Origin of the sequence: Dyella sp. S184 (assembly GCF_009766065.1) — a bacterium.
In the GTDB taxonomy this organism is placed as follows: domain Bacteria; phylum Pseudomonadota; class Gammaproteobacteria; order Xanthomonadales; family Rhodanobacteraceae; genus Rhodanobacter.
In genome coordinates, this window is the sequence record NZ_LMUE01000002.1 from 1 (window position 1) to 12,274 (window position 12,274).

Below are 12,274 nucleotides of genomic sequence, written 5' to 3' on the forward strand. Positions count from 1 at the left end.
GTTTTGGCATGGTGTGGACTCCTGAAGTGATAGTTCAGGGTGTCCACTAAAGCGTAGGAACTGTCCGTTCCGCCTTGAATGGATTGTTAGGGCACCTGTGAACTTCTGAGCGCCTGATGCGAAAGGCGGCAAGCGCTCAATCTAGGAATTTCCAAGTGTCTGCCCCATCGAAGCGCCTAATGACGACCGACTCCAAGAGCGCGGGGTCAAAATTCCGCAGGTTCACTCCGTGGCGCGCAGAGGATGCGGGTTCAATTGGCTCCCAATGGGTGACAATACCGCAGTTCTTGCACCGAACATTCCTCAGGGTTCGATCGCCCCACACGTAGCTTTCCGTATTCTCGGGATGGCCTTGGATAGAGACCGAGCCAATTTCGTAGTAGGCCCATACTCCTCCTGTGCGCCGACATAGCGAACAGTTGCAACTGGTTGCCATGTCGGGTGCTGCCGGCAGCGTGAGCCGTACTAAGCCGCAATGGCAGGAACCGTGCAGCGATGGTGGATGCTGTTCTTGGCTCATCGGAGTGTGCGCTGGTTATTGTGTCGCCTAACGCTTGAATTGAGCGGCGGCGTAGTCGTCCGCCTCGAATGAATTGTTGGGCAGCGCTCCGGACGAGACCTTTATTGGACTGCCAGCACCCGGCGGAAGCGCATCCGACTTGCTCATGGAAGTTTAAGAAATCTGAAGTAGAAGGCAGCGAATACCAGAACGATTCCTGTGTTTACCGTAAGCCGTTCCCAGAAGTGATTCTTGAAGAACAAGACATCGATTGCAACGATCACAGCTGCCATCAAGACTACGTAGAGTGCGATGATTGTCTGCTGCCCCATTGCCAGTCTCCGTTTAAGTTTTGGGCGCTCGTCGGCTGCCTAACGCTTGAGTTAAGCGGCGCCGGAGGCCGCCTTGAACGAAATGTTAGACGACTCTTCGCACGATTCGGATTACACGGGAATCTTGGGCGTCCATGAACATGAAACACCGTCCAAAGAGGGCTTTTTTACCAAAGTCGTCGAATACGTTTGAGCCAAGAGGTGTAGTGAGAACCTCGTCAGTTGCAAGAGCTCTCTGGTGATTGTTGTCGATCTCTGCCCAGTGCTCAGCTGCAACACTGCCTAATACAAGGTTAACCGCTGGGTGGTTGTATTGCACCAGAACGTTTCCGTCTTTCATCGGAATAGGGTTCATGTCTGGGTGATAGTTGAATATTTTCGACAGAACGTCGCAAGCAAACTTTTCCGCGTCGGTATCGGATAGGCCGTCCGGTAGCAAGACGCACGTACCATGCGCGAGTGCAGCGATGTCACGTTGACCGTTGGTGTAGAAGCTGAGCCGATCGATGATTTGGTCAATAGACTGCGTTATAGCCGGGCGCCAAGCCGGGATTGGCGGAAACCTCTTAGGCGGCTCTTGAGGCGGTTCCTTTTTCTTGAACGGTCCAAACACCGATAGTCTCCAAAGACGTCTAACGCTGGAGTTAAGCGGCGCCGGAGGCGTCCGCCTTGAACGAATAGTTAGGCGCCAGTCGTCGCGGCCCCCAGACGATGATTACAAGCTTGCATCATCTATCTCAATGACTGCATCGCTCTCACGCGCGCCACGCGCAATGCGGCAATGTACAGCTACGTCGTCGTCGTGAACCCGCAGCCTCCCATCCACATATAGGACGTTGCCATCGTCATGGTACGAGGCAGTCCACTGGTATGGGGTGATGTTCTTTGCGACGTAACGAGATGCCGCCTCGGACTGGCACCACGAAACAAGCTCAGAAGTTTGGTTGATGATCTTGTCATGGTCGCCGGCCCCGCCTGCGCTGTTCGCAAATGCGGGCAATGCTGCGATTAATAGAAGTGCTGCTACAAGTTTCATGTACCCATCCTTGTGGTGCCTAACGCTGGAGTTAAGCGGCGGCGAAGCCGTCCGCCTTGAACGAGTAAAAAGAGACTTCCTCCCCTTACGGCCTCGAAGGCCATGATGGTGTTGCGAAACAACCGTCAGCAGAAGAGGAAGTCTCCATGAGCACTATAACCCTGGGTGTGGACTTGGCGAAGAGCGTGTTTTCGGTGTGCGAAGTGAACGGCAGCGGCCACGTGCTGCACCGGCTGGACTTCAAGCGCGATGCCTTCGCGGTGTGGCTGGCGCAGGTGCCAGCGGGCACCGTGGTGGCCATGGAAGCGTGTAGCGGCGCGCATCACTGGGCACGGCGTTGTCAGGAGGTCAGCCTGCAGCCGCGGCTGATGGCCGCGCAGTTGGTGAAGCCATATCGCCTGAGCCAGCGCAGCAAGAACGATCGCAACGATGCCGAGGCGATCGCTACCGCCGCGCGCCAGGGCAACATGCGTTTTGTGCCAGTGAAGGACGTCGATCAGCAAGCCCGCCTGGCGTGGCATCGGGTGCGCGAGGGCTACAAGGCCGAGTCGCTGGCCATCGGCAACCGCCTGCGCGGCTTGCTGGCCGAGTTCGGGATCGTGGTGGCGACGAGTGATGTGGCGCTGCGCCGTGTCTTGGGCGATCTCGATCAGGCGGCGCTGCCGGGTGAGTTCAAGGAGCTGCTTCGTCGCCTTGAGGGGCACTGGACCGAAGTGCGCAAGGCCCTCGACGCGTGCGATGCCCGCATCGACGCCCATGCGCGAGAGGACGAACGGTGTGTGCGCCTGCGCGCCATCATCGGTATCGGCCCGATCACCGCCGATGCGATGGTCGCCAGTCTGGGCTCGGCCAAGGACTTCAGGAACGGCCGGCAACTGGCCGCATGGCTGGGTCTGGTGCCGACCCAGCACTCCAGCGGCGGTCATACCCGGCTGGGCACCATCAGCTGTCGCGGCGACGCATACTTGCGCACCTTGCTGATTCAGGGTGCGCGTAGCAGCCTGCAGCGTGCCAAGGCAGTCAGTGTGGAGAAATCCACGCCCGAGCAGATCTGGATCCGGCAGATGGCCTGTCGTATGCCGTTCGGCAAAGTGCTGGTGGCGATCGCCAACAAACATGCACGCCAGTTGTGGGCGATGCTGGCGCACGAGCAAATCTACGACGCCGACGCGTGGCTGAAGCACCCGATGGTGCAGCGCTCCGCCGGCAAACATGCCATCACGGTCGCGGCCATGGCATGAATCGGTTTCACGTCAGTGCGAAGCGGTAGCAACGGGTCAGACCAACCCGGAGAGAACCTGACTAACAATCTGGACGTCTAAACGTGTTTCGTCCGATCCCCGAACACTGACGACACCGCTGGATGAATGAGGTCTTCGGGTGCGGTTTATACCCTGGTCCGCATCAGCAACATCGGTGCAACAAGACCGTTTACGGAAATGCAGTCTGGCAACGTTGCAACTCCGCACAGTACTGACACGCACGACGCAGCGAAGAGGACAACATGATGACCAGCATCGGCCCGAAAGCTCAGGGCAAGAGCATCAAGCGCCCGGTATTGATCGGAAGTCTCTTACGGAGTTGTTAGAGCAGCCTCAGTGCAGTATGCCCGTGGAGAGGCCTGTAGCAAGGCCAACGCACCAAAAGGCAGCCGCAACTAAAAGGCACCGCATGAAGCCGCGTGCGTAGCGGGCCGCTGGCTCTGCACTGGAAGGCTTGCCCCACAACGTAACGTCTTGCATGCGGAAGCGCCTCGGCTGCGCCCTGACCGCGAACAAGCATGCCCAGAAGCAAAGGCCAATAAAGCACGACCCGACAAAGCCTGCCGAAGAAATCCAAAAAATTGAACGGCCGAGAAGATGCATGTGTGCTCTAACGCCTATTAGACCCCACATAGGGGCATATGCACCGAGTGTTCAGCTTTAGGCCATTGGCCGTCAAGGGAAAATTGCATGGCAAGCCAGTGTCTTACGATGTCGCACCGGAAATGCATACGTATATCCATGGATCGGATATGGAGTGATAAGGGATATCCCCTCGAATCCGGCGGATAACACGGCCACAGTTTCCGCTCATCGCATACAAAGACCTGCGCGGCCAGCGCTGGCTCGGCCACTCGGCCTACCCCATCCCGCAAATGGTCGTGGGGGCGGCGAATCCGCAGGATAGGTGCATTGTCCCGTCCTGCGCCGCCATGTCGTATTCGACCAAGAAACGACCCTTTCACCTCACCACGCCGCTGAGCGAGGACGTGTTGCTGCTGCATCGCTTCGAGGGCGATGAGGCGTTGTCGCAGCCGTTCGAGTTCCACCTGTCGCTGGTGTCGGAAGACGACGCGGTCGATCCCGAGAAGCTGGTCGGCAAGCGCATGACGCTGTGGGCCAACCGCGACTCCGAGGATGACGACGGTGGTACCTGCTGGAGTGGCATCGTTGCCAGTTTCGGGCGCAGCGGCTCGCAATGGTTTGCCGGCGCAGGCGACACGCAGGAGCTGACCACCTACGAGGCCGTGCTGGTTCCGTGGTTCTGGCAGCTGAAGCTGGTCGAGGACTGCCGCATCTTCCAGAACCTGAGCATTCCCGACATCGTCGACACGATTCTTGGCGAACTGCAGCTGGGCAAGCATGAGACCGATCTGTCCGGCACGTACACGCCGCTCGAGTACTGTGTGCAGTACGACGAGAGCAGTTTCGATTTCATCGCGCGGCTGCTGGAAGATGCCGGCATCCACTATTTCTTCAAGCACGACCCAAACGAGCCGGCCGACGTGCTGGTGATCTCCGATCACCAGGAGAAGGACTACAAGGGTCAGGTGACTAGCCTGCGCTATGCCGCCAACTGGGCCGAGCAGGACGAACCGGTGGTGTACGCGCTGACACGCCGGCAGCGCATGCGTACCGGCCGTGTGATGATGCGCGACTTCGATTTCACCAAGCCCACACAGAGCCTGGAATCGGGCGTGGACACCATGCTCACGGTGGGCGCGCAGAAATCGTTCCAGAGTTTCCGTTATCCCGGCGGCTACCTGGATCGCAGCGACGGCGACGCGCGCGTCAAGCTGGCGATGGAGATCGAGGAAGCAGGCCACGAACTGCTCGACGGTGCCAGCACGCTGCTCGAGATACATCCGGGCGTAGCGTTCCAGCTGGACGATCCGCCTAACGATGTGCTGGAACCGGCGTGGCGCACGCTGCGCGCGCAACATCACGGCGAGAACAACCTCGACGACGACAACGGCGAGAGTTTCTACCGCAACGACTTCACCGTGATGCCGCTGGCACTCCCCTACCGGCCGCCGCGCAGCACGCGGCGCCCGCGCATGCGCGGCCCGCAGACGGCGATCGTCACCGGGGCATCCGGCGATGAGATCTATACCGACCAGTACGGCCGGGTGAAGGTGCATTTCTTCTGGGATCACCTGGGTACCAGCGACGACAAGAGTTCGTGCTGGATCCGCGTGTCGCAGGCGTGGGCGGGCAATGGCTGGGGCACGTTCTTTCTGCCGCGCGTGGGCATGGAGGTGATCGTCGATTTCATCGACGGCAACCCCGACCATCCGCTGATTACCGGCTGCGTCTACAACGGCGACAACGCGGTGCCCTACGCGTTGCCCGGCGAGATGACCAAGAGCACGCTGAAGACGCAGTCGAGCAAGGGTGGCGGCGGCTTCAACGAACTGCGCTTCGAGGACAAGAAGGGCAGCGAGGAAATTTTCCTGCACGCCGCCAAGGACCTGCAGGCGAGAGTGGAGAACGATTCGGCGGAGGCGGTCGGCGGCAATCGCGACATCACCATCACCGGCAACCGCTCGGAAACGATTGACGGCGCGCAGCAGCATGTCGTGCAGGGCGCACGCACCAGCTCGGTTGGCAAGGACGACGGCCTCAGCGTCGGCGGCAACTTCCTGGTCAGTACCGGCAGCGACCTGGGCCTCAACGTGGGCGGCTCGGCGATGCACAACATGAGCCAGAGCCTGCATCTCAAGGCTGGCATGAACATCGTGCTGGAAGCGGGCATGACGATCAGCCTGAAGGCCGGCAGCAGTTCGGTCGTGCTGGGGCCGGCCGGCGTCAGCATCGACGGCATGCTGGTGCAGATCAACTGCGGCGGCAGCCCGCTGTCGGCGAGCATGCCTGAGAAACCGGACAAGGCGACCAACGCGAAGGATGCGATCACCGTCGCCGCTGGCTCACCGCTGGCCGCCCTGCAGCAATCACAGGCGGCCGCGCTACAGGCAGCCGCTGCCACCGGCGCGCCGTTCTGCGCCGAATGCGCGGCAGCCAAGGCGGCGCTCGAAGCCATGGGCCATGGAATGGGATGAGCACACCGTGATCGATCAGGCCCAGCTCATCGCCCTCATGCGCATCGTGTTCAACAACGATCAGCACCATGTGTATGCCGTACTCGACGGCTGCAAGATCGCGCAATTGCCCAAGCGGTTGCAGTCGTCCGGCTGCACCCATAGCTGCCTGTTCTCCGGCGCGCTGGATCCTTCACTGGAACTGGCTGCACCCTGGCTCGTCGAGCTGCCAGCAAAGTCGCCGTTCACCAGCAGCCTGCTGCAGGAAAGCTGGAACCAGCATGGCGGCATCCTGCTGCAGACCGCTGCCGAGGTTGATCTGTATTCCGTACGCCATCACCTGCGGCGCTTCCTGCGCGTCACCGGCCCCGGCGGCCAGCCGATGCTGTTCCGCTTCTACGATCCACGCGCGTTCCGCATCACCATGCCGCAGCTTCGCAGCGCCGACTACCAGGCGTTTCTCGCCCCGTTGCTGGGTGTGTTCACAGAAGCGGACGACCCTTCCAGCGTGCTGCATTTCACTGCCGACGGACCGATGCAGGGCAGCGTGCGCGCCTTCCCGCTAGCAGGCCAAGCGGAGCATCAGCATGCTTGAATTCGATCGCAAACAGATGAGCAGCATCGGCCAGCAGCACCTGCTGCAGTCGCTGCAAGGATTCCTGACTCTCCATCTGCCGCAGGCCTCACAGATGCCGCCGGCGCAACTGCGCACCACGCTGGACACCTTGATCGGCGAATGCCGCACGCTCGGGCTGAGCAGCCAGCGCGCGATCGCCGCCTATGCGCTGGCCGCCTGCACGCTTGGCACCGCGACAGTGCGCGACGATCCCACCGTGCAGCACATCCTTGCCCAGCGTGACTTGCCGCAGGCGTACAAGGCGTTGCTGCTGCAGACCTGGCTGGCGCGCATGGGCGCCGAGCTGGCACGACTGCGGAGCTGAGCCGATGTCCGACTTCCCTACTCCCGATCTGGGCGGTGCCGCGCAACAGGCCTCGCAGGCCGCCGGCGGTGCCGTGGCCGGTGCACAGAAATCCGCGCAGGGTGCCGCCGCGCAGGCCAGCCACGCTGCGCAAGGTGCGATCGGTGAGGCGAAGAATGCGGTCAGCACGGCAGCCAGTGCCGCTGGCGCTGCAGCAGGCGGCGCGATGGCCAAGGCGCAGAGTGCCGCGCAGGATGCCGCTGGCAAGGCTGGCAGTGCGGCACAAGGTGCGATCGGCCAGGCCAGTCAGGCGCTCGGCAAGGCGGCCAGCGGTGCACAGGGCATGGCACAGGGCGCACTCGAGCAGGCGAACCAGGCATTGAATGGCGCCAGCAAGGCCGCTGGCGATGCCGCGCATGGCGCGCTCGATGCTGCCGGCAGCGCCGTCGACAAGGCCAAGGGTATGGCCAACGACATCGCGAACAATGCCTTGAAAACCGCCAGCGATGCGCTCGACAAGGCGCAGGGTGCCGCCGAGGATGCCGCGAAGAACGCGCTACAGGAAGCCAATCAGGCCGTCGACAAGGCACAGTCGATGATCGAGAACACCGTGCAGAACGCGCTGGATGGTGCCAACAAGGCAATCGACCAGGCCAAGGATGCGCTGCAGGATGCCGGCAAGCATGCCTTGCAACAGGGACTGGATGCGGCGAACGGTGCACTGGCGCAGGCCAATGCACTCGGTCACCAAGGGCTGGCCGGACTGAGCGGCGCACTCGCCGAACTGCCCAAGAGTTTCCCCAACCTGCCCGCTGATTATCCGGGTTCGGAATGCCCGTACGTGCGCGCCCTGCACGACCTGCTCGCACAGCAGGCGGCACAGGCGCATAACTCGCTGAGCAACGCCGCCAATGCGCTGAATGGCGCCGGCGACATGCTCGACCACGCCGGCTCGGAACTGGACAACGCCGCCAAGCAGGTCAGCGACGAGGCCAACAGCGCGATGGACAAGGGCATGGGCGCCATCAACGACGCGCAGAAGGCCGCCAACGATGCCGAGAAGCAGGCGATGGCCGCCGCCAACGATGCGGCGAACCAGGCCAAGGCCGCCGCCAACGCCGCCGCATCGAAGGCACTGAAGGAGTGCAGCGATGCCGCCAACCAGGCCAAGCAACAGGCCAAGGACCTGGCACAGCAGGCGATGAGCCAGGCCAACCAACTGGCCGACAACGCGCAGAAACAGGCTACCGGCGCTGCGCAGTCAGCCGTACAGGCGGCACAGCAAAAGGCCGCGGCGTTGCAGCAGCAGGCCACCCAGCTGGCACAAGGTGCGATCGGTCAGGTCCAGCAAGGTATCGCCGGTGCCGGCAAGGCAGCGAGCGGAGCAGCATCCGCTGCCGTTGCCAAGGCCGGTCAGGCTGCAGGCCAGGCAGCGGCGCTCGCTGGCAACGCGGCCAAGTCACTTGGCAATGCGGCGAGTGGACTGGGCGGTCTGCCAGGCTGAGCGCAGCGTAGTGGATGCCCGGCCAGCGTGGCCAATTTGCGTCTGCGACCACGGTGTGTGGTCCACCAGCGACCATGGCCAGCGCTCAATGCATCATCGTGCTGATGTTCATCACCGAGCCGTTGGGCATGATCATGTCACCGGGCTTTTGTCCGGCCGCGCATGGGCCGAGCCAGCGGCCATTGCTGCTGACGTCCCTCGACGTCTTGCCGAGGATGGCTGGCTGATACTGCATGTGGGTGTCAGTGTGATAGGCGATGTCACCGTCGAAGTGGGTTTCGCTATGGCTGACCATGTGCATCGTGCCCTGCGGACCCTGCATCTGGCACACGCTGTCAACCGTGAACGAATTGCCACTCACGTTGAAATCCATCTTGCTGCACACCGCACCGCTCATCTTGGCGGCAAACCGGTACAACGCCTGGTCGGTATCCGCGTCAAGGCATATCTTCGGCATGGCATGCGGGCTGGCGGCGCCATTCATTACGTTGTCCTGGATCTCCCACAGGCCAGCCTTGCGCTTGGGCAGGTTGCCCGGCAAGTCACTGGCAACGGCAACGCAAGCCAGTATCAGCAGGCTTGTTGCAACAACAAAGCGAATACGGGCGGACATGTGATTCCCCTATGGCAATGCGAACCAGGAATGCGATGCAACTCGATGCGCAAGAGTCTAATCCCGATTTACACGAATAGCCGTTGCAACGAACCAGACAGCGAACGCCTTTCCCTGCTCAGGGGATCATCTCGGTCATCTGACCAGGCTCGCTGATCGTCACCACGCCGCCCCACATGCACATGCAGGTATGCGTATTGTCCAGGCACGGCATGTTTCCCAGCAGGACCGTCGGCGTACCGGGAATCCATGGCGCTATGGTGGCGGGAATGCACGGTTGCGGTGTCAGCACGCCCAGCGCCGCGGTGGTGGCCGCGGCCACCTGCGGGTTGCTCGGTGAGATGCACATCCCGAACGGCATGATATTGGTCATCGGGATGAAATCCATGATCGTCGCCGCCGGCTGGTCGGTGGACAGCATCTTGTTCTCCGGCAGTACCACCAGGTTCGACGGTGCCACGCCGAAGCTGCACATCAAGGTGGCGCCATTGACCACATGGATCGGCATGAACGTGTCCTCAGCCGCCGCTGGCGACGATCTCGACGCGACGATTCTCGGACGCGGTCGGATCAGCCTTGTTGAGCAGTTCGGTGGAACCCTTGCCAGTGGCAGTGAGCCGATCGGCCGCTACACCATGCTCGGTGAGGAAGCGCTTCACCGAAGCAGCGCGCATCTGCGACAGACGCATGTTGTAACCCTCCGAGCCCACGCCGTCGGTATGCCCGATGACCTGGAAGGTGCGTCCCTTCAGCTCGTCCGAACCCAAGGCTGTGGCCAGGTTGCTCATGGTGGTGGCAGAGGCACCCTCGATGCGGTCGGAATTGAAGGCGAACTGGATCTGCATCGAGATCGAAGCCGGCGGAGGTGCGGCGACGGGCTCGTCGGCCACCTTGCCGGCAGCCGCCGCACCACCCAGACGCAGCGAACGGGTAGCCCCGGTGTTGACCGAGTCGTCGTCCTTGGCCTTGAGCTGGTCGACGATCGATTTCACCGATGGCGCGCTCGAGGGCGCATCCGAAGAGGGCGGTGTTGATCCGACATCCTGTGCAACGGCGCAGGTCGCCACCAGCAGCAGGGCGGCAGCAAGGCAGGACAATGGGCGAATGGCGTTCATGGGACTCTCCGGTCTCCGCGCGCGGCAGCGCGGCTAGGGCTGGTGTTCGATGCCCCGCAGTGTGTGCAGCACACCGATTTTTTTCGATATGCAATTCGCTCTATGCCGCTTGTTGCTATGACGAACTGCGTATCGAAGTGGCCGGTGAAATTTCCTAGAGTGGGCTTGCGGCAGCCACGGACGGTGATGCACATCGGGATTCTGCATCGCACTTCGGATCGACCAGAAATCGGCAACCTGCCATGACCGTCACGCAACGACAGCGCCATCCAACCACCGCCTGCTCTGGCAGGTATCTCCGCAACGTGCCGCATGCGGCACCGGTCGGCCGGCAAAGGTAGGCATCCATGTTGCGACGGCCGACCGCGTTGCTGCCGCGTCTGCTCGCCGATGGCGTGCTGCCCTGCGCACTCGCCGCCATCGCGCTGACCGCAGCGTTCACACTGCGACAGTTGCGCGATATGGATGACACCGCGCAGATGCGCATCGCACTGCAACTGGAACAGCTCTCCGCCGCGCTGGATCGCGATGGTGGTCATGCGACGCAGCAACTGCTCGATGATGCCATGCGCATCGGCCGCGCCGACCAGTTGCAGCGCATCGACCTGCAGGAGGCCGATGGTCTCGTGTTGCACAGCGGCGCACCGACCGCGGCGACACTCGAGCACTACCGTCGCGAATTGCCCGTCGGCAACGGTCGCCATCGCACGCTGACCCTGCATGTAGATCCCCAGGTGCGGCAGCATGCACAAAGGCTGATATGGCTGTATGGCGCATTCAACACGCTTGGCATCGTGCTGCTTGCGCTGCTGGCCGCGTATGCCATGCGCTATCGCGTGTTGGTGCCATTGCAGCGCTTGAAACGTGGACTGGATGAATTGCTGGCCGGCGCCAACAGCATCACCCAGACACACGAAGCGCACCGGGAGTTTGCCCAGCTGCAGGCGAGCACCGCTGCCGTCGCCGGACTGTTGGCGGCGTACCGGATCGAGCAGGCCTCGAGCCAGCGTGCCACCGCGATCGATGCGCTCGACCAGTTGCGCCAGAGCCAGGCAACTGCACGCAACAAGTCGCAATTCATGGCACTCGTCGGTCATCACTTCCGGCAGCCCTTGCAGGCCATGCAGCTGCTCGTGGCCAGCCTGCATCCGGGCATCGATGCCGAACAACAGGCGTTGCTGGCGCAGATGCACATCAGCATCAACGCGATGACCCGCTTGCTTGATGCGTTGCTGGAAATCTCCCAACTGGATGCCGGCGTGGTGACGGTGACGCCGATCCGCTTCAGCGTCTCCGACCTGTTCTTGCATGACCGTGGCTGGCTGCTCGATGAGGCGCACCAGCATGGCGTGGACCTGATCTGGCGCGGCAGCCGTCATCACCTGCAGGGCGATCTCGAACTGACCGCTACGCTGCTGCGGCAACTGATCAGCAATGCGATTGCCTGCACCGCGGCGCATGGACGCGTGATGGTCGCCGCGCGATGGAGCCCACATGGCGTTCGCATCGAGGTGCGCGACAACGGCGTGGGCATCGCGGCAATCCATCAGCAGCGCATCTTCGAGGAATTCGTGCAGTTGCATGGCGACGGCGAGCGCCGCGAGGGCTACGGACTGGGGCTGTCCATCGCGACGCGCGTGGCGCAGGTGCTGGGCACCCGGATCGGCCTGCGCTCGGAACCGGGCCGCGGCAGCACGTTCTGGTTCGAACTGCCATGCCTGCCGACCGCCGAACGCCACGGTGGCATCGATACCCGCCGCGCATCGCCGGCCATGCATTGACCCAGCCCGATTTGATTCGGCCCGATCGCCGTGGCTGATGCAGCCAGCCCACCGCCACCCGTCATCCGAACGAGCTATGCCCTACTGGGAATAGGCCGCACCGGCGCGCCTGCCTAGACTGCCAAAGCTTCATCAACCGGCCGCATCACGCTGCCGGCTCGCAGTTGGGAGGGA

General features: G+C 62.3%; 11 protein-coding genes. 6 read left to right on the top strand and 5 right to left on the bottom strand.

The window, feature by feature from the left end; translation table 11 throughout:
- Positions 1-916: 916 nt before the first annotated feature.
- Entirely contained in the window at positions 917-1,444 is a 528-nt protein-coding gene (locus GSQ75_RS00005; RefSeq protein WP_158752511.1) for a hypothetical protein, read from the bottom strand.
- Between the two features lie 102 nt (positions 1,445-1,546).
- Complete coding sequence (locus tag GSQ75_RS00010) at positions 1,547-1,867, bottom strand: hypothetical protein (RefSeq protein ID WP_254058381.1); 321 nt, start codon at positions 1,865-1,867, stop codon at positions 1,547-1,549.
- 146 nt (positions 1,868-2,013) lie between these two features.
- On the opposite strand from GSQ75_RS00010, the gene GSQ75_RS00015 reads away from it, so the two are divergent.
- The 5 genes from GSQ75_RS00015 (at position 2,014) to GSQ75_RS00035 (ending at position 8,591) form a co-directional block, all read left to right on the top strand.
- Positions 2,014-3,108 (top strand): IS110 family transposase, encoded by a 1,095-nt coding sequence (locus GSQ75_RS00015; protein ID WP_158752512.1) that lies wholly within the window; start codon positions 2,014-2,016, stop codon positions 3,106-3,108.
- Between the two features lie 953 nt (positions 3,109-4,061).
- The gene (gene tssI, locus GSQ75_RS00020; RefSeq protein ID WP_158752513.1) at positions 4,062-6,188 is read left to right on the top strand and encodes a type VI secretion system tip protein TssI/VgrG; all 2,127 of its coding nucleotides are present in this window, start codon (positions 4,062-4,064) and stop codon (positions 6,186-6,188) included.
- A complete protein-coding gene (locus GSQ75_RS00025) occupies positions 6,175-6,762 on the top strand; it encodes a DUF4123 domain-containing protein (protein WP_158752514.1) in 588 nt (195 codons plus the stop codon). The genes tssI and GSQ75_RS00025 overlap by 14 nt, the downstream gene beginning before the upstream one ends.
- A complete protein-coding gene (locus GSQ75_RS00030; protein WP_158752515.1) occupies positions 6,755-7,108 on the top strand; it encodes a hypothetical protein in 354 nt (117 codons plus the stop codon). The genes GSQ75_RS00025 and GSQ75_RS00030 overlap by 8 nt, the downstream gene beginning before the upstream one ends.
- 4 nt (positions 7,109-7,112) lie before the next feature.
- Complete coding sequence (locus GSQ75_RS00035) at positions 7,113-8,591, top strand: hypothetical protein (RefSeq protein ID WP_158752516.1); 1,479 nt, start codon at positions 7,113-7,115, stop codon at positions 8,589-8,591.
- Between the two features lie 85 nt (positions 8,592-8,676).
- Here GSQ75_RS00035 and GSQ75_RS00040 read toward each other — a convergent pair whose 3' ends face one another.
- The 3 genes from GSQ75_RS00040 to GSQ75_RS00050 form a co-directional block, all read right to left on the bottom strand.
- Positions 8,677-9,204 carry a DUF3617 family protein gene (locus GSQ75_RS00040; RefSeq protein ID WP_158752517.1) on the bottom strand — a complete coding sequence of 176 codons (528 nt, stop codon included), beginning with the start codon at positions 9,202-9,204 and terminating at the stop codon, positions 8,677-8,679.
- A gap of 118 nt (positions 9,205-9,322) precedes the next feature.
- Positions 9,323-9,712 (bottom strand): DUF4280 domain-containing protein, encoded by a 390-nt coding sequence (locus GSQ75_RS00045; RefSeq protein WP_158752518.1) that lies wholly within the window; start codon positions 9,710-9,712, stop codon positions 9,323-9,325.
- A gap of 10 nt (positions 9,713-9,722) precedes the next feature.
- A complete protein-coding gene (locus GSQ75_RS00050) occupies positions 9,723-10,319 on the bottom strand; it encodes an OmpA family protein (RefSeq protein ID WP_158752519.1) in 597 nt (198 codons plus the stop codon).
- A gap of 347 nt (positions 10,320-10,666) precedes the next feature.
- On the opposite strand from GSQ75_RS00050, the gene GSQ75_RS00055 reads away from it, so the two are divergent.
- The gene (locus tag GSQ75_RS00055) at positions 10,667-12,100 is read left to right on the top strand and encodes a HAMP domain-containing sensor histidine kinase (RefSeq protein WP_158752520.1); all 1,434 of its coding nucleotides are present in this window, start codon (positions 10,667-10,669) and stop codon (positions 12,098-12,100) included.
- Positions 12,101-12,274 lie beyond the last annotated feature (174 nt).

Coding starts and splice junctions, on each gene's coding strand:
- GSQ75_RS00010 (WP_254058381.1), bottom strand. CDS start 1,867: ATGAAACTTGTAGCAGCACTTCTATTAATCGCAGCATTGCCCGCATTT.
- GSQ75_RS00015 (WP_158752512.1), top strand. CDS start 2,014: ATGAGCACTATAACCCTGGGTGTGGACTTGGCGAAGAGCGTGTTTTCG.
- tssI (WP_158752513.1), top strand. CDS start 4,062: ATGTCGTATTCGACCAAGAAACGACCCTTTCACCTCACCACGCCGCTG.
- GSQ75_RS00025 (WP_158752514.1), top strand. CDS start 6,175: ATGGAATGGGATGAGCACACCGTGATCGATCAGGCCCAGCTCATCGCC.
- GSQ75_RS00030 (WP_158752515.1), top strand. CDS start 6,755: ATGCTTGAATTCGATCGCAAACAGATGAGCAGCATCGGCCAGCAGCAC.
- GSQ75_RS00035 (WP_158752516.1), top strand. CDS start 7,113: ATGTCCGACTTCCCTACTCCCGATCTGGGCGGTGCCGCGCAACAGGCC.
- GSQ75_RS00040 (WP_158752517.1), bottom strand. CDS start 9,204: ATGTCCGCCCGTATTCGCTTTGTTGTTGCAACAAGCCTGCTGATACTG.
- GSQ75_RS00045 (WP_158752518.1), bottom strand. CDS start 9,712: ATGCCGATCCATGTGGTCAATGGCGCCACCTTGATGTGCAGCTTCGGC.
- GSQ75_RS00050 (WP_158752519.1), bottom strand. CDS start 10,319: ATGAACGCCATTCGCCCATTGTCCTGCCTTGCTGCCGCCCTGCTGCTG.
- GSQ75_RS00055 (WP_158752520.1), top strand. CDS start 10,667: ATGTTGCGACGGCCGACCGCGTTGCTGCCGCGTCTGCTCGCCGATGGC.